The 16,140-nt window shown below is 63.5% G+C and carries 18 protein-coding genes and 1 riboswitch; of the genes, 4 read left to right on the forward strand and 14 right to left on the reverse strand.

Annotation, left to right across the window (positions count from 1 at the left end):
- Nucleotides 1-243: 243 nt before the first annotated feature.
- Both ABLE86_RS02025 and cobD read right to left on the reverse strand, forming a co-directional pair.
- On the reverse strand, nucleotides 244-750 hold the full coding sequence (locus ABLE86_RS02025) for a tyrosine phosphatase family protein (protein ID WP_348777241.1): 507 nt from the start codon (nucleotides 748-750) through the stop codon (nucleotides 244-246).
- Nucleotides 747-1,808, reverse strand: a complete 1,062-nt coding sequence (gene cobD / locus ABLE86_RS02030) for a threonine-phosphate decarboxylase CobD (RefSeq protein ID WP_348777242.1) — start codon at nucleotides 1,806-1,808, stop codon at nucleotides 747-749. Before cobD ends, ABLE86_RS02025 begins: the two co-directional genes overlap by 4 nt.
- Here cobD and cbiB point away from each other — a divergent pair.
- On the forward strand, nucleotides 1,807-2,772 hold the full coding sequence (gene cbiB, locus ABLE86_RS02035) for an adenosylcobinamide-phosphate synthase CbiB (RefSeq protein ID WP_348777243.1): 966 nt from the start codon (nucleotides 1,807-1,809) through the stop codon (nucleotides 2,770-2,772). The two genes, cobD and cbiB, sit on opposite strands and share 2 nt — an antisense overlap.
- 15 nt (nucleotides 2,773-2,787) lie before the next feature.
- Here the strand turns inward: cbiB and ABLE86_RS02040 are convergent, their stop codons facing one another.
- The 5 genes from ABLE86_RS02040 to ABLE86_RS02060 are packed head-to-tail and all read right to left on the reverse strand — an operon-like array spanning nucleotide 2,788 to nucleotide 5,616.
- Nucleotides 2,788-3,543, reverse strand: a complete 756-nt coding sequence (locus ABLE86_RS02040) for a class I SAM-dependent methyltransferase (RefSeq protein ID WP_348777244.1) — start codon at nucleotides 3,541-3,543, stop codon at nucleotides 2,788-2,790.
- Nucleotides 3,543-4,160, reverse strand: coding sequence for a cob(I)yrinic acid a,c-diamide adenosyltransferase (cobO, locus tag ABLE86_RS02045; protein ID WP_348777245.1), 618 nt, complete (start codon nucleotides 4,158-4,160; stop codon nucleotides 3,543-3,545). Before cobO ends, ABLE86_RS02040 begins: the two co-directional genes overlap by 1 nt.
- A gap of 1 nt (nucleotide 4,161) precedes the next feature.
- A complete protein-coding gene (cobU, locus tag ABLE86_RS02050; RefSeq protein ID WP_348777246.1) occupies nucleotides 4,162-4,677 on the reverse strand; it encodes a bifunctional adenosylcobinamide kinase/adenosylcobinamide-phosphate guanylyltransferase in 516 nt (171 codons plus the stop codon).
- Nucleotides 4,670-5,419: a CbtA family protein gene (locus tag ABLE86_RS02055; RefSeq protein ID WP_348777247.1), complete on the reverse strand. Its 750-nt coding sequence runs from the start codon at nucleotides 5,417-5,419 to the stop codon at nucleotides 4,670-4,672. Before ABLE86_RS02055 ends, cobU begins: the two co-directional genes overlap by 8 nt.
- 14 nt (nucleotides 5,420-5,433) lie before the next feature.
- Nucleotides 5,434-5,616 carry a CbtB-domain containing protein gene (locus ABLE86_RS02060; protein WP_348777248.1) on the reverse strand — a complete coding sequence of 61 codons (183 nt, stop codon included), beginning with the start codon at nucleotides 5,614-5,616 and terminating at the stop codon, nucleotides 5,434-5,436.
- Between the two features lie 36 nt (nucleotides 5,617-5,652).
- Nucleotides 5,653-5,848: riboswitch (cobalamin riboswitch) on the reverse strand.
- 154 nt (nucleotides 5,849-6,002) lie between these two features.
- Between ABLE86_RS02060 and ABLE86_RS02065 the strand changes: the two genes are divergently transcribed.
- Nucleotides 6,003-7,205 (forward strand): aromatic ring-hydroxylating dioxygenase subunit alpha, encoded by a 1,203-nt coding sequence (locus tag ABLE86_RS02065; RefSeq protein ID WP_348777249.1) that lies wholly within the window; start codon nucleotides 6,003-6,005, stop codon nucleotides 7,203-7,205.
- Here ABLE86_RS02065 and ABLE86_RS02070 read toward each other — a convergent pair.
- Nucleotides 7,174-8,373: an MFS transporter gene (locus ABLE86_RS02070; RefSeq protein WP_348777250.1), complete on the reverse strand. Its 1,200-nt coding sequence runs from the start codon at nucleotides 8,371-8,373 to the stop codon at nucleotides 7,174-7,176. The genes ABLE86_RS02065 and ABLE86_RS02070 overlap by 32 nt on opposite strands.
- Before the next feature lie 115 nt (nucleotides 8,374-8,488).
- Nucleotides 8,489-9,319, reverse strand: a complete 831-nt coding sequence (locus ABLE86_RS02075) for an aldo/keto reductase (protein WP_348777251.1) — start codon at nucleotides 9,317-9,319, stop codon at nucleotides 8,489-8,491.
- Nucleotides 9,320-9,398: 79 nt separating this feature from the next.
- On the opposite strand from ABLE86_RS02075, the gene ABLE86_RS02080 reads away from it, so the two are divergent.
- Nucleotides 9,399-10,397 (forward strand): DUF1624 domain-containing protein, encoded by a 999-nt coding sequence (locus ABLE86_RS02080; RefSeq protein WP_348777723.1) that lies wholly within the window; start codon nucleotides 9,399-9,401, stop codon nucleotides 10,395-10,397.
- A 5-nt stretch (nucleotides 10,398-10,402) separates the two neighbouring features.
- Nucleotides 10,403-10,870: an isoprenylcysteine carboxylmethyltransferase family protein gene (locus tag ABLE86_RS02085; RefSeq protein WP_348777724.1), complete on the forward strand. Its 468-nt coding sequence runs from the start codon at nucleotides 10,403-10,405 to the stop codon at nucleotides 10,868-10,870.
- A gap of 67 nt (nucleotides 10,871-10,937) precedes the next feature.
- On the opposite strand, the gene ABLE86_RS02090 is transcribed toward ABLE86_RS02085, so the two are convergent.
- The 5 genes from ABLE86_RS02090 to ABLE86_RS02110 form a co-directional block, all read right to left on the reverse strand.
- Nucleotides 10,938-11,324 (reverse strand): MerR family DNA-binding transcriptional regulator, encoded by a 387-nt coding sequence (locus ABLE86_RS02090; RefSeq protein WP_348777725.1) that lies wholly within the window; start codon nucleotides 11,322-11,324, stop codon nucleotides 10,938-10,940.
- A 96-nt stretch (nucleotides 11,325-11,420) separates the two neighbouring features.
- Nucleotides 11,421-12,839, reverse strand: a complete 1,419-nt coding sequence (gene mgtE, locus ABLE86_RS02095; RefSeq protein WP_348777252.1) for a magnesium transporter — start codon at nucleotides 12,837-12,839, stop codon at nucleotides 11,421-11,423.
- Nucleotides 12,840-13,188: 349 nt separating this feature from the next.
- Nucleotides 13,189-13,821 carry a class I SAM-dependent methyltransferase gene (locus ABLE86_RS02100; protein WP_348777253.1) on the reverse strand — a complete coding sequence of 211 codons (633 nt, stop codon included), beginning with the start codon at nucleotides 13,819-13,821 and terminating at the stop codon, nucleotides 13,189-13,191.
- 371 nt (nucleotides 13,822-14,192) lie between these two features.
- Nucleotides 14,193-14,915 carry a hypothetical protein gene (locus ABLE86_RS02105; protein WP_348777254.1) on the reverse strand — a complete coding sequence of 241 codons (723 nt, stop codon included), beginning with the start codon at nucleotides 14,913-14,915 and terminating at the stop codon, nucleotides 14,193-14,195.
- A gap of 214 nt (nucleotides 14,916-15,129) precedes the next feature.
- Nucleotides 15,130-16,050 carry a Shedu immune nuclease family protein gene (locus ABLE86_RS02110; protein WP_348777255.1) on the reverse strand — a complete coding sequence of 307 codons (921 nt, stop codon included), beginning with the start codon at nucleotides 16,048-16,050 and terminating at the stop codon, nucleotides 15,130-15,132.
- Nucleotides 16,051-16,140 lie beyond the last annotated feature (90 nt).

Consider the following 16,140-nt stretch of genomic DNA (forward strand, 5'->3'; position numbering starts at 1 on the left):
GTCCCGGAGCGAAAGCGGCGCACGTAGAGGCATGGGTCCCCGGAACCTCCGCATTTCGCTGCGCTCATGCTCCGGCCCGAGGACGACGGGTTGACGGGACGTCCGGGCAATCGGAAACGGTCCTGATTTGCGCAGGCCCTTCTTCTGTCGTCGTCCTCGTGCCCCGAGCGCGAGCGAAGCGAGCAGTTCGGGGTTACGGGGACCCATGCCTCGACCGTGTCGCCGTCAAAAGCATTTCAGAAATTAGCTAATCTCCAGCGCAAAGGGCGCTCCCTCAAACGCATCGGCGCCACGGCCGATTGCCTTGATGGCCGCAATCATGCGCCCTTCGCGCCCGAGCAGTGCGTCGGCCACCGCAATGAGGCGCGGGTTGGGTGTGGCAGAGGGCGAAAGCCAGCGCAGTTCCTTCGCGAGTTCCACCTCGTCGCGTTGCGGCGAGAGCGCCGACGCCACGATGTAGGCGGAGGCCGTAGAGCGGCTGATGCCGGCGTAGCAATGGATCACCAGCGGCCGGACACGATCCCATTCGGTCGCGAAATCGAGCAGCTGGCGCACATGCATCTCGCCCGGCAGCGTCAGGCCGGCCTGCGCCTCGGCGATGTCATTCATCGACAACAGCAGATGGTGCTCCGGCGCGATTGCCGCCGGCCGCACCACCTCGTTTTCGGCGTTGAGCAACGAGACGAGGCGCCGGGCGCCGGAACTCGACACGGTTTCAGCAACCTTCGACAATGGGCAGACAAAAATCATGGCCGCACCTCCGTCGTGCCAGAGGCCCGCTTCGCGGCCCATGCCGCCAGCGACTTTTCAAGCCGCCGCCACTCGCCTTCGTTGCCCGGCAGGCCGATGCGCAGCGCGGTCTCGTCCCAGTTAAAGTTGCGGATCAGTATACCGCTTTGGCCGAGGGCAGCAAACAGCCCGGCAGCATCCGGCAGCCGCAGGAAGCGGAACAGGCTGGTGCCGCCAAGCACCTCAACGCCAAAGCCGGCAAACAGCGCATCCAGCCGGCCGGCATCCTCGTTCAGCGTGTTTCGCATGGCCTTCTGCCATGCCTCGTCACCCAGCGCCTTGATGCCATATTCCAGCGCCGGCCCGGCCACGGCCCAAGGCCCCAATTCAGCATCTAGCCGCGACGCCAGCGGTTCCGCCGCGATGGCAAATCCAAGCCTCACGCCGGCCAGACCGAAGAATTTTCCAAAGGAGCGCAGCACGACCAGCCCGCCCCGATCGACGTCGCCGTCCATGCGCTCGTCCTGTGGGCCGACATCCATGAAGGCCTCGTCCACCACCAGAAGTCCGCCCTTGGAGCGCATCTTGTCGGCCAATTCCAGAAGGTCGCGGCGACTGACCACGCGTCCGTCCGGATTGTTCGGGTTGACCACCACGGCAATGTCGGCGCCGAACAGGGCATCGAAGTCGTGCACTTCTGCCACGGTGTGGCCGGCAATGGCGCAGGCGCGCGCATGCTCGGCATAGGTCGGCCCCAACACCAGCGCACGGCCCGGCTTTACCAGCGAAGCGACGCGCGGCAGCAGGATCTGCGTGCCCGGCGCCGGCACCAGATTGGCGGCCGACGGCGCGCCATAGGCCGCGGCTGCGACGGCAGCCAGTTCCCGCGCGCGCACCGGCTCTGGCAGGCGCGAGAAGGCGGTGGCAGGCAGATCGAAAAGCGGATAGGAGTGCGGGTTGATCCCGGTCGACAGGTCGATCCAGGGCAGAGGCGCTTGCGGAAACAGCGCGCTGGCCCGGCCCAGACTGCCGCCATGATCGGCCACCGCATCCACCGAGTTCCCGTTCATTAGCGCCATGTTCGTCCTGCTCGCCTTCCTGTCGCTTCTCGTCGAACTGGGCTTCGGTTACCCGGATCGACTGGTGCGCGCAATCGGCCATCCCGTCATCTGGATCGGCCACCTGATCTCTTTCCTCGACCGGCACCTCAACCGCGCGACCCTTTCCGACATGCCGCGCCGCATTTCGGGCGTGGTGGCGCTCGTCGTGCTGGTGGGAGTGCCGGCAGCAATCGCGCTCGCGCTTTCGACGCTGCTCTCGGCCCTGCCTTTCGGCATCATCCTTGTGGCGCTGCTCGGCAGCAGCCTGCTGGCGCAGCGGAGCCTTGCCAGCCACGTGAAGGCCGTGGCCGATGCGCTCGACCAGGGCGGACTCACCGCCGGAAGGCATGCAGTCTCGATGATCGTCGGGCGTGACCCGGAAAAACTCGACGAAGCCGCCGTCTGCCGCGCCGCCATCGAAAGCCTGTCGGAAAACTTTTCCGACGGTATCGTCGCGCCTGCCTTCTGGCTCGGCGTCGGCGGGCTGGTCGGCGGCGTCGCCTACAAGGCCGCCAACACCGCCGATTCGATGATCGGCCACCGTACGCCGCGCCACGAAGCCTTCGGTTGGGCGGCAGCCCGCTTCGACGATCTCATCAACCTGCCCGCCTCGCGCCTCACCGGCCTGCTGCTGGTTGCGGCCGCCGCACTTGTGCCGGGAGCCGACCCGAAAAACGCCTGTCGCGCGCTGCGTCGAGATTCCGGCAAACATCGCTCGCCCAATGCCGGCTGGCCCGAGGCCGCGATGGCCGGCGCGCTCGGCCTCGCGCTGGCCGGCCCTCGCGTCTATGGCGGCATGCTGGTCGAGGACCACATGATGGGGGACGGCAGGCGCGAAGCGACCAGCACCGATATCAGGCGCGCGCTGCGGCTTTATCACGTCGCTGATTGGCTGCTGATCGGTCTGTTCGGAATACTGGCGGTTGCGATCTTTCTCATGTGAGAAAGGTCAGGCACGTCAGCTTCGGCGAGCCTCGAAAGTGATGATCCCGTCGCCCTTGTGGGGCGCGTGGCCATGCTGGTAGTCGCCACAGGCTTCGACATCAATGAAGCCGGCAGCCCGGAGCGCCAGTTCGAACTCGGCAACGCCCCACCACCGCAGGCAAAACAGGTCCATCTCCGAATCCACCAGCTTTCCGCCACGCCAAAGTTCGTAGCGCAATGTCGTTTTGGTCGTTTGCGAGATGTAATCCGTCTCCACCCGGTCGCTGGCAAGGGTCAGCAGATCGCCCTGGTCGGTTTTCCAAGTACGCATGGAATGGCTCTCACCGAGAAAACTGTCGATGGCGTCGAGATCGACGATCAGCCGGCCGCCCGGAAGCAGATGGTCGCGAAAACGCTCCAGCACGGCCATCGCGTCGGGATAGGAGGTGATGAGCTGGAAGGAGCCAAGCGGCACGACGATCGCGTCGAAGCGCTCGGCATAGGAAAATCCCTCGAAGGTCTGCCGGGTAAGCCTTGCCGGCAAGGAGCGGCTTTCGCATGCCTCGCGGCAATAGCGTAGCATCTCTTCAGACGCGTCGAAGCCTTCCACGGACAAGCCGGCCTCGAGCAAGGGAACGAACAGTCGGCCATTGCCTACAGCCGGTTCCAGAATCGGCCCGGTGCATCCGTGCAGGCGATCGCGGTAATACTCCACGTCGCCGAACGAACGCCCCACCGGCTTGTCCAACTCATAGACCCAGGAGGCCAGCGTGGCGTAGCGGTTCTCCACTAGAACTCGATCCCCTGCTGCGCCTTCACGCCGGCCGAAAAATGGTGCTTCACCGAGCCCATCTCGGTGACAAGATCTGCTGCCTCGATCAGCGCCGGCTTGGCGTTGCGGCCGGTGACGACGACATGCAGCCCCTCGCGCCTGTTCTTCAGGGTTGAGACGACCATGTCGAGGTCCAGATAGTCGTAGCGTAGCGCGATGTTGAGTTCATCGAGCACGACGAGGTCGATGGTCGGATCGTTGGTCAGTTCGACCGCTTTGGCCCAGGCGGCTTCGGCGGCGGCGATGTCGCGCTTGATGTCCTGCGTTTCCCAGGTAAAGCCCTCGCCCATCGTGTGCCAGACTACCCGGTCGCCGAAAGCGGCGAAGGCGTCCTTCTCTCCGGTGTGCCAAGCACCCTTCACGAACTGCACGACGCCGACGCGACGGCCATAGCCCAGCATGCGCAGCGCCAGCCCAAAGGCCGCCGTTGACTTGCCCTTGCCCGGGCCGGTGTTCACGATCAGCAGACCCTTCTGCTCGATGGTCTTGCCAGCCACCTCGGCATCCTGCACGGCCTTGCGCTTGGCCATCTTGGCCTTGTGGCGTTCGGCTTCGCTGTCGTCGATTTCCTTCATGTCATTTCACCTGCATGGGTAGCCCCGCAACCATGAACAGGACACGGTCGGCACGGGCCGCGATCTTCTGGTTGAGCCGGCCGGCGGCGTCGCGGAATCTTCTGGCAAGCGCATTATCGGGCACGATGCCAAGGCCGACCTCGTTGGCCACGACGAACCACGGCCCGCGCGGCTGGCCCAGCACATCGGCAAGGCGTTCGCTTTCGCATTCGAGATCATGCTCGGCCAGGAGATGATTGGAAAGCCACAGCGTCAGGCAATCGACCAGAAGCGGGCGTCCATCGGGCACGCTCTGGATTGCGCCGACAAGATCGAGCGGGGCGTCGAGCGTTTCCCAGCCCTCGGCGCGGCGGGCGCGGTGCAGCGCGATGCGCTCCACCATCTCGTCGTCAAAGGCCTGGGCGGTGGCGATATAGGTCCATGGCGCCGGGAAGCCGGTCGCCAGCTGCTCGGCATGCGCGCTCTTGCCGGAGCGCGCGCCGCCGAGCAGCAGCGTCAGTGTGTGTGCCTCACGCAAAGCTGTCGCGCAGGCTTTTCGCCGTTCCGGTGAAGCGGCTGCGGACGATGCCGACCAGAGCCCCAAGCACCACCCAGAAGATCAGGTTGGTGACGGTGACCGCGACCACGAATTGGTGGTGCAGGCCTTCCGGAATGGGCGATTCGTGGCTTTCCGGCTGCGGCGCGCCGATGACATGCGGTGCCACGATCAAAGCCACGCCAATCAGCGAGAACGCCAACGAGCTGCGGAAGGCGATCAGGCCAAGCCCCGCGGCGGTTGCCACAGCCGTCCCGATCCACCAGACCTGACGGGCGGCGAGATCGGCCGCGGGCATGGCAGGCAGTTCCGGCGGCAGGCCAAGGCCCGGTGCCAGCGTGAACACGGCAAAGCCGGCAAAGCCCCAGAACACACCCTGGCGCCAACCGGCTATGCCGCCGGCCAGTTCGGAAACGGCCACGAGAACCAGCGCGAAGCCGATGGCAGTGACGACGTTGGCGAGAACGGTGAAGGCATAGCGCTCGAAACCGTCGGCCGGCGCCCAGCCCTCTTCCTCTTCCGCAGGCGCCGCCGCTTCATGATCGAGAGCGGTCGGGTCCGAGACCTCCGGGGCGCCATGGTGATGACCGCCGGCGGCTTCCTCATAAACCTCCGCCTGCAGAATCAGCGGGACGGTCGCATAGGCCTGCATCGCGGCCATCACGATGCCAGACAAAAGCCCGGCGATCGCCGCGATGAACACGACGTTGCGAAAAACTGTCATGTGAAAGCCCCCTGTTAGTGGCAGGGGAACGAGAGCGAGTGGCGATAGTCGTGGGCGGCGTTGTGAACGGCGTCCATCTGCGCGAAGCCCACGAAGCCGACCACGAACAGGCCGAGAAGGGCAGAAAGCGCCAGCTGCGTAACGCGCGAGGCCGAGCCAACCGAAGCGCCGATCGACGAGGAAGCAACAGTGTTCATTCCAAAAATCCTTTCACCCTCCACCCGAGGGCCCATAGAGTTTTCTTCGTCGCCGGCAGGTCTCCTGGCTTGCGGGTCTACGCCCTTCCCCGCCTTCCCGAGGTAACCCTCAGTGGCATCTGGGGAGAGCTCTCCGCGCACAGTTGCGGGGGCAGCCGCGGCTTTGGGCAAAAAAATGCCCGCACCGCATTCCCTTTTGGTTCCGTCCGGAACCGACGACGATTGCGACTATATGAAGAATCGCCACGGCCGGCAAACCATAATCCCGCCCTTTTATCGGCCGGCAAGGTCGCAAACGCGCAAGTCAGCCACCTGCCTCACCTCGCGCCCCCGATTGACAATCGGCGCGCAGCAGTGTCCGCTCTCCCATCGATCGGGGCAACGCCATGCGAGCAGACACCGAAGCAATCGATCCCTATAACGGCCTGCGAACCGCCCAGGCAACGCTGCCGTCCCGCGCCTACTGGGACGAGTCCGAATACCGCCGCGACCTCGAAGCGATCTGGTATCGCAACTGGATCATGCTCTGCCGCGAGGCAGATATCGCGCAGCCTGGAGCCTTTCGCGTCTTCACGGTGGGCACCCAGCAGGTTCTGCTCATCCGCGACGAAGCCGGAGCCTTGCGCGCCTTCCACAACACCTGCCGCCATCGCGGCTCGCAGCTTTGCCGGGAAAGCGAAGGCCGGCTGAAGAGCAGGTTGCTCACCTGCCCCTACCACGCCTGGTCCTATTCTCTGGCGGGCGAGCTGGTGCGCGTCCCTTCCAAGACGCTTCCTGCCGGTTTCGACAAGGCCGACTATCCGCTCTATCCGGTTGCGCTTTCGTCGTGGCGGGGCTTCGTTTTCGTCAATCTTGCCGAAGATGCCGCAGGCTCCGCCGCGGAAAGCTTCGACCCCGGCTCGTCCGACCTGTCGAACTGGCCTCTGGAAGACCTCGCCACCGGCCACGTGCTGCGCAAGGTGCTGAACTGCAACTGGAAGGTCTTTTGGGAAAACTTCAACGAGTGCCTGCATTGCCCCGGCGTGCACAAGCACCTCTCCCACCTGGTGCCGATCTACGAGCGCGGGCTGATGGCACGCTACGACGACCCGGAATGGGCTCTCCATGCGGATAACGACGCGCCCGAATATGCCGGGGGGCTTCGTCCGGGAGCCGAAACATGGTCGGACGATGGGCGCGCCCATGGCCCGGTCTTCGCCACGCTGACCGAGGCCGAACGCGCCGCGGGCCAGACCTATGCCGCGCACCTGCCTTCCATGTTCATCGTCGGTCATGTCGACTATGTGCGCACCGTGCGCCTCCTGCCGCTCGGCCCCGAGCAGACCGAGCTTACCGCCGAATGGCTGTTTCCCGCGGATGCGCTGTCATCGGAGGGCGCCGGCCTGAAAAACATCATCAGTTTCGGTGCGCGGGTGCTGGAGGAAGACGCCGCCATCTGCGAGGTCAACCAGAAGGGCCTGCATTCGCTGCGCCATTCCGCCGGCGTGCTGATGCCGGAAGAATACGAGCTGCATCGCTTCCATCAATGGGTGCGCGACCAGCACGCCGCTTGCGAGGTCACATCGACTTCGGAAGATAGCGGAAGGTAACCACGCCGCAAAAGATGGTGAAGACGCCGAGCGTGGCGAACACCGCGCCAAGGCCGAAGAAGCTGAGCACAACCGTGTAGACCAGCGGCGGGATAAGCTCGGATAGATCGAGATAGGTGCGGTAGACCGCGGTCATCTGCGGCCTCTCATAGGTGCGCACCGCGCGCATGAAGGCGGTGGAGCCGAGCGCATCGAGCGCCACCGCAAACAGCGCGCCGAGCAGCAGGAAGCCGCCTGTCAGCAGCGGCAGCCCTTCGCCGCTCAGCCCCGCCGCGAACAAAGCGGCGCTCATGGCCAGGAAAGCGAACGTCATGACGTTGCGTGCGCCGAAGCGGCGCCCCGCCTTGCCCCAGGAGATCGCCGCAAAGAGCAGCGCATTGCCGGCCGACACCAGAAGACCGCCAGCCAGCTCGCCCTCGCCCGTCACCACCATCAGGATCGGGCCATAGACGAAGAAGGTGGTCCAGAAGCAGGAGCGGCCGAAGGCAATCACCCAGGCCAGGCGCAGCCTGGGCTGCGAGACGAAGCGGCCGATGTTCTTCAGCGGGTTGGCCGCACGCGTCTTGCCGGGGCTGATCAGCGGATTGTCGCCGAGGCGGAAATACCAGAACGTGGCCAAGAGCGTCATCGCGAAGCCCACCACCACCACATGCGTGACGATGATGCCATAGCGCGTGTAGAGAAAGACGCCGAGCGTCGGCCCGCCGGTCCAGGCCATCATCGACCAGGCCATGCGCAGCGATTCGGCCTGCATGATCTCCGTCTTGCGGATGTGGTCCATGATGTAGAGGTTGAGCGTGATGGCCAGCGCGCTTGAGCCCATGACGCGCGCCAGCATGCCGACCATCTGGCCGGGGAGCGAATGGGTCATGAACAGCAGCGAACCTATCGCCAGCAGCGCCGTGCCCGCGGTGTAGATCCAGCGGCGCGAGAAGCGGCTGATCAGCATCGGCATGAACAGCGTCGCCGAAAGGCCGATCAGCGCCACCAGCGTATAGAGCAGCGAGACGCCCTGCTTGTTCTGCAGGAGTTCATAGGCCTGGATCGGGACGACGCTGGAAATGGCGGCCCGCGCAAAGGACTCGAGCGCATAGAGCGTGGCAAAGGTGCGCGCGCCCGCCTGCTTTACGGCGGGAAGCCAGATGGGATGCCTTACCTGCGTGACCATTCCTGCCCCGGATATTTCGCGGGCAGGTTGGCAGGCCCGAGCGGTGGGAGGATAGCAGGAAACCGACCTTTGCCCGTCGCAAACCCTGTGGGGCTATAGGCCGCCGCCTCCTGGCCTAAGCGGCATCCCATTCGGGCGAGAAGTCGTAGTCGCAGATGCGCTTGTTCTGGCTGGTCAGTGCGGAAATAGCCGCCATCTCCGCATCCGACAGCGCGAAATCGAAAACGGCGATGTTTTCCGCCAGCCGTTCCGCTCTGGAGGTGCGCGGAATTGCCGACACGCCCTGCTGCTGAACATGCCAGCGCAGCACGATCTGGCCCGGCGTCTTGCCATGACGGGCAGCGGCGTCCTGCACCGCCTTTTCCTCGAACAGACCGCCGCCCCGGAACAGCGGGCAGTAGGAAACGAGAGCCAGGCCGCTCTCGCGGCACATGCGCAGCATTTTGGACTGGTCGAGATAGGGATGGTACTCGACCTGGTTGCAAACGAGCGGCGCCTCCGAAAGCGAAATCGCTTCGGCCAGCAGGCTGGTGGGGAAATTGGCCACGCCGATGTGGCGGGTGAGGCCCATGCGCCTGACCGCATTCAGCGCCTTGATCGAGCTCTCCAGTGGAATGCGCGGGTTCGGCCAATGGATCAGCAGCAGGTCGACTTGGTCGAGGCCAAGGTCCTTCAGGCTGGCCTCGGCCGAGCGCTCAAGGTCGCCGGGCGCGATTTCCGTCCACCACACCTTGGTGGTCACGAACAGCTCGTCGCGCGCAATGCCGGAAGCGCGCAGCCCCTCGCCCACGGAGTCTTCGTTGCCGTAGGCGCGCGCGGTATCCACGTGGCGGTAGCCGATGGACAGTGCCCGAGACACCAGCTCAGTGCATTCCTGCCCCTTCAGCGTCCAGGTTCCCAGGCCCAGCGCCGGTATAGAGGCGCCATTTGCATTCACGCTGTGCATCGCATTTCCCCAGTTCTTCTTCGGCCTTGTCTTCCACGATAACGATGTCACCATGTCTGCAATGCCCGCAAACACAGCCATGTACCCCGATATCAAGACGAATCAAGCCTCGACCGCAAAGGGCACGAGGATCGAGCTGCTCGACCTGGCGCGCGGCCTGGCGCTGGCCGCCATGGCCATCTACCACTTTACCTGGGACCTGGAATTCTTCGGTTACGTCGAACCGGGCATGACGGCGGTGGGCGGCTGGAAGCTGTTTGCCCGCTGCATCGCCTCGAGCTTCCTCTTCCTGGTCGGGGTAAGCTTGGTGCTGGCGCATGGCCGTGGCATTCGCTGGAAACCGTTCTGGCGACGCTTCGCCATGGTGGCGGGTGCAGCGCTGGCCATATCGGTTGCCACGTGGATTGCCGTGCCGAGCGGCTTCATCTTCTTCGGCATATTGCACCAGATCGCGCTGGCGAGCCTTCTCGGGCTGGCCTTCCTGCGGCTGCCGGCGCTGCTGACGCTCGTTGTCGCGGCGCTGGTGATCGCGACGCCAAACTTCCTGCGCAGCGAACTCTTCGATCATCCAGCCCTGTGGTGGGCGGGCCTGTCGTCCAGCAACCCCCATTCGAACGACTATGTGCCGGTCTTTCCCTGGTTCGGCGCGGTGCTGGCCGGCATTGCCGCTGGCGGGCTTGCCTCATCCAGCGGCCTGTTCGACAGGCTTGCCGTTATCCGCCTCGGAAAATGGGCAGCGCCGCTGAATTTCGCGGGCCAGCACAGCCTTGCCGTCTACCTCATCCACCAGCCGGTGCTGATCGCCTGCGTCTGGCTGTTTTCCCAGGTGGTGCCGGCGCAGGTGCAGCCGCAAGAGGTGCGCTTCCGCAATTCCTGCGAAAGGACCTGCGAGCAGAGCCGCGACGTCGAATTCTGCGTCCGCTACTGCACATGCATGCTGGACGCGCTGGAGCGGGACGGGCTCGACGAGCTATTTTCGGAAAACCCGCCGCCGGATTTCCGCGCTAAAATACAAAACAAGGCCGAGACCTGCACCGAGGAGACAGAGGACTCGACCTTCCAGGGAGGAACGCCGTGACCGACATGCATGCCAGCCCCAACACCATCCCATGGCCGCCGCTGATCTATATTGCGGCGATTGCGCTCAGCATCCTGCTTGCCTTCGCCCTTCCCTTGCCATGGATATCGGGGCTTCTGGGCGACATCCTGTTCGCCACCGGCTGGCTTGCGGTGCTTGGCGCAGTCGCACTTTACGTCTCGGCGCTTCAGGCCATGCGGCGGGCCGAAACGACGATCATGGCCAACCGCCCCGCCGAGCGTCTGGTCACCGACGGCGCTTTCGCGGTCACGCGCAACCCCATCTACATGGGCATAACGCTGCTGATGGTCGGCGTGGGCCTCATCACCGGCATCGCCTGGTTCCTGCCGCTGGCTCTTCTTGCCGCCTTCGTGACGCAGAAGCTTGCCGTCGAGCGCGAGGAAAAGCACCTGGAGGCGCGCTTCGGCAAGAAATACCGCGACTATGCAAAGCGGGTGCGCCGCTGGATCTGACGGCCCTTCCCTGCCGGGTCACCCGGCCGCTGCCGCCCTCAGCGCACGGAAGTAATCGGCGTGGCTCTCAGGTGGTCACGCCAAGTTCGGCTAGCCGCTCGACGCAGGATTCCTCGGCCTGATCCAGCTCGGCGAGTGTCTCTTCCAGGTCGCGCCGCTTCTGGCGCAGGTCCTCGCGCTTTTCCTCGATGCGCTTGATCATCAGGTTGAGCTGGCCGATCTCGCCCGGCGGCTCCTTGTACATCTGGATGATCTCGCGGATCTCATTGATCGAGAAACCAAGGCGCTTGCCGCGCATGATCTGCCTGATCAGGTGGCGATCGGAGGGGCGGAAAAGCCGGGTGCGGCCGCGCCTGACGGGCTGTATCAGCCCCTCGTCTTCGTAAAACCGCAAGGTCCGCGTGGATATGTCGAACTCGCGGGTCAGTTCAGTGATCGTATAATATTCCCGGATCATGGCTCCGCCCCGATATAGTTCACGAAAATGGCTGGGAATCTTGTCACGGCATTTACGTAAAAGTCAATTCAGATCGCTTCAGCCGGGCCCGGCTCAAAGCATGCCGAACCACCAAGTGGCGAGGCCGAGAAAGGCGAAGAAGCCGACCACATCGGTGACCGTGGTGACGAATACGGCAGACGCGACCGCCGGATCGGCGCCGACCCTGTCGAGCAGCAGTGGAATCAGTATGCCCGCCAGCGCTGCCACAAACATGTTGATGATCATGGCGGCGGCGATAATCCCGCCCAGATTGGGATCCTGGAACCAGCTTGCCGCGACGATGCCGATGAGCACGGCGAAGATCATTCCGTTCAGGAATCCAACGCCCATTTCGCGGCGGATAATGCGTCCGGCGTTGTAGATGTCCAGGTCTCGCGTGGCCAGCGCGCGCACTGTCACCGTCATCGTCTGCGAGCCTGCATTGCCGCCCATTCCGGCCACGATGGGCATCAGCACCGCAAGTGCCACGATGTGCTCGATGGTGCGGTCGAACAGGCCGATGACGGAAGCCGCCAGGAAGGCGGTGAACAGATTGACCAGAAGCCAGGGCACGCGCGACCGCGAAGCCGCCAGCACCGTATCGGACAGTTCCTCGTCGCCCACGCCGCCCATGCGCAGCAAGTCCTCCTCCGCCTCCTGCTGGATCACGTCGACGACGTCGTCGATGGTCAGCACGCCGACCAGCCGGTCGTTCTCGTCCACGACGGCTGCCGACAGCAGGTCGTATTGCTCGAATTCGTGCGCCGCCTCTTCCTGGTCCATGCTGGCCGGAATGGCGTGGCGCGTCTCGTGCATGATGTCCGCGATCTTCACCGATCTCTTCGAGCGCAGGATCTGGTCGAGGGCGATGGAGCCCAGAAGCTTGAAGGTGGGATCGATGACGAAGATCTGGCTGAACCTGTCCGGCAGGTTCTTGTCCTCGCGCAGGTAGTCGATGGTCTGGCCGACCGACCAGAATGGCGGCACGGCGACGAATTCGGTCTGCATGCGCCGGCCGGCGGTTTCTTCCGGATAGTCGAGCGAGCGGCGCAGCCTGATTCGCTCCGTGAACGGAAGCTGCGCCAGGATCTCGTCCTGGTCTTCCTGATCCAGGTCTTCCAGAATGTAGACGGCATCGTCGGAATCGAGTTCCTGCACCGCCTGGGCGATCTGCTCATTGGGCAGGTTGTCGACGATCTCGAGGCGAATTGCCTCGTCGACCTCGGTCAGAGCCGAAAAGTCGAAGTCGCTGCCCATGAGTTCGACCAGCGCACGCCGCTGTTCCGGCAGCAGCGCTTCCAGAAGATGCCCCAGTTCGGACTGGTGCAGGCTGCCTATGTCGTCCTTGAGGGCCTCAGTGTTGCGTTCGGCAATCGCTGCTTCGACCTGCGCGAGAAACGAGGCACGGATGACGCCGTCATCGTCATAAATTTCGGCGTGAAGATGCGGATGGCCAACGGCACCCGGCAATTTTTCATCCTGGCCTTCCAAGCGCGCCTCTCGCTCCACGATTCATGGGGAAGTTTTGCCCGTCAGGTCTATGGCAGAACGAGCCGTGAATTCAAACGAAATGCGCTCTGCCTCGCAGCTCTCACAGAAGTTGGAGCCCGCCGGCGGCGCCCCCGGGAAGCGCCCCTCGCCCCCTGGCACAGCCAGCCATCGCTCGGGAAACTCGACCGATCTTCCCACGGCACGCTCAGCGCATGTGCCGAAAAGCAGAAAGCCCGCCGCCTCTGTCAGGCAACGGGCTTTCTGATGTGTACCATCTACCCCTAGTTGGTGACTTTCAACGCGCTTGCGCCGGTTCGGTTCCGCGCGCCGGCAAAAAATTTTTTACTGGCTAGGCGCGGTCCGGAACGCGGAGGAAGAGGCTGTACTGAAAGGGCTGTGTCGAGCCCCAAGGCGTCTGGTGGAGATGGTGGCGGCTTTCGAGTAGCGCGAAAGCCGGACCGAGTTCGGCAGCCAGCATGGAGCCGTCGTAGCGGACCACCGGAAGGCCGCTGCAGCGCTCCGGCCCGTCCAGTGCGAAGGTTGCGATGATGGCATGGCCCCCTGGCTTCACCGCCGAGGCAAGGCGCTCGACATAGGCCGCGCGCTCTGACGGGTCGACCATAAAGTGAAATGCCGCGCGGTCGTGCCAGATGTCATATGCGCGGGCCGGCTGCCATCGCGTCACGTCCGCTGCGATCCATTGCACCTGCTCGGCAGCCTTGCCCATCCTGGCGCGCGCGGCATGAAGCGCGGTTTCGGAAACGTCGAGGACCGTCACCGAACGCCACCCTTCAGCCACCAGCGCATCGGCCAGGCGAGAGGCGCCGCCGCCGATATCGATCAGGGAGGTCGCAGGCGTGCCGCCGGCCTGCCGGATCAGCTCGAGCGAAAGTTCGGGCCGGTCTTCAAACCAGCTTACGCCCGCCTCGCCCTTGTCGGTGTAAGCCTTGTCCCAATGGCTCTTACGGCTTTCCTCGCTCATTGCAGGTCTTTCTCCCGAGGGCGCATCAGCATGCCAAGAAGAGCCGCCGCCTTTCAAGCACCCGATTCGCGTCCCCGCGACGCTTGCCTGGCGGACATTCGAATCCCGAAACATTGGCGTAGGTCAGGACGGCCGGCGGGGCCATGCGAAGAGCACGTTGCGTGGCCGGGCCGCAACCCCGGCGAAGGGCCCGGAACCCTTGCAGGAACATCGTCACGCTGAAAAATGCGAGTGCAATCAGGAGCTTCAAGAGTTGAAGCTTCGTGATGGTGCGGTCGAGAAGAAACGAGGATTGCGCCCCTTGACCGTTGATTCCATTGCGCTTTTCGCCGCCGCGTCGGAGCCGTTTGTAGCGGCGTTTGTAGCGGTGGTCAAGTTACTTCGGGACCGCCGGGACGGAGCCCAACGCGCACAAGTACCATCCTGCCCAAGGCGCTGACGTAAGGGGCTTCCTCCAGCTCACCGTGTTTCCCGTACCTCCATCGGCGTGGCTCATCCGTGTATGGGCTAGAGCTAAGCAACCCTATAGAGAGCAATTTGCGATAGGAGGCCCGGTGAAGCTCCCCTTTTGCCCGCTCTTCAACAGGGGCGTTTGCGCGTAGTTGGGGCGGTTGCAAGGCGCTCAACTTGTCCCGAGCCTTCGGGTCGTCTAACGCGTCCAGCAACAGCAATTCGTCATCTCCGACTTCCTCCAGCAGCTGGAGGATTTTTAGCTCGTTCAGCTTGTCTATCTCGTCCGCGTTAACTCCATGAGCTACACACTTCGCCAGGTATAGGCGGCGTTGCTCCGAGAAGGCCCCGGAAGCCTGGGAGATACCCTCCTCAATGAGCGGCATGCTGGAGTGAGAAGCCAGTTTCTCGGCTGCAGACAATCTCTCCACCTCTTTCGCCAGCAGGACCACGAAGGCGGCAACTCGGTCTAGGCGTTGCTTTGGTATGGCGCTGGTGATTACTTCGGCCAACGCCGAGCCCGCGCCTGGGACTATCCCAGCAAGTGCCCGCGCAACAGCAGTCAGCCGGTCGGTTGCATTAGTACCGACATTCGCCGAAGCGATCTTCGCAAGGCTATCGCCTCGGCCTCCGATAGCCGTCATACATTATCCCCGGTTGCGGACTTTAGCGTTCCGTCAAATCTCGGCCCATTCAAGGACGTCGCTGTGATGTGCGCGGCGCGGCCAATGACCGAGAACAGGCTTGGATTCTCGGGGTTTGGAACAAGCGTCATGCGCCTGCACTCCGGGCGTGAACAAGCTCCTGCCACCCTCATCAACAATGCCCGCACAGTGGACGCAGAGAAGATCTGTCGCGTCATGCGCTCTCCACTATGTACTTGGCTCGATGAAATAGCTCATCGAAGGTGAGAACCTCGGGCTGCAAGAGGTTTCTCCTGTAAAGCTCGAAGGCCCGGAACTTCGGCCTGTGCAACCCACCTTCCGTCATAAGCTCCGAAAGTCTTCCGGCAATCACGAAGGACCGGGGCTGGACTGCTTGCAGCAGCTCTCCCGAGGGACTTCCATCCTCCAACTCGGGGCGCAGCTCATCTCCGATCACTGCCAGCGCAGAGTGCACGGATGCTTGAACCTGCGCAACTGCCCCTGTCAGTTCCTTGGACGGTTGCCAGACATCGGGCCGGTAGCTGCTAGAGGCCAGGAGCGCGGTGTCGTGGCGTTTGATCTCCACAAAGCAAAGGGAGCTAACCTCGGCTCGGGTTTTCAGCAGGCTATCAACTCGCTTGCCATGACCGGACACGTCAAAGCCCTTGACCACCTGCTCCAGTTTTCGATCCTCCAGCCCCGTCATGAAGACGTAGGAGAGGCCATAGCCGAAGACCCACTGGTTCTGCTCGAAGAACCGCTGCCAGACAGCCTCAGGCCCTCCAGCGCACTCCGTTAACTCGGCTGCGAACGCCTCCTGGTCATCTAGCAAACGCTCGAAACGCTGGAGTTGGGTCTTCCGATACCCCAAAGCAACTACGTCTTCGGTGGTTATTTCAGTTCGGGCCAGTGCTGCCAGCAACGGCCCGTTAGCGGCCATCATTCTGCGAGTCTGCTCCGGAGACAACAGCAGTTCCTGAAGCTCACCATCGCTGATATTCAGCCCCTTCTCACTAGAAAAATGCATCCGCCGGATGTTGGCCACAAACTGTAGCAGGGTCGTGATCTGCTCAGGGTAGAGAGTGAATTCTTGGCTGCATGCCAGAAAGAGGCTCGGCCGTTTGCGATCTCGCAAGCTCTTGGCGCAGTTCGACGTGTTTTTCCGGACCTGGACATTTCGGACGCGGACTTGGTTAGCGCCATTACACGCGAAGCTTTAGCCGCG

This window comes from Mesorhizobium sp. KR2-14, assembly GCF_040049255.1.
Lineage (GTDB): Bacteria > Pseudomonadota > Alphaproteobacteria > Rhizobiales > Rhizobiaceae > Pseudaminobacter.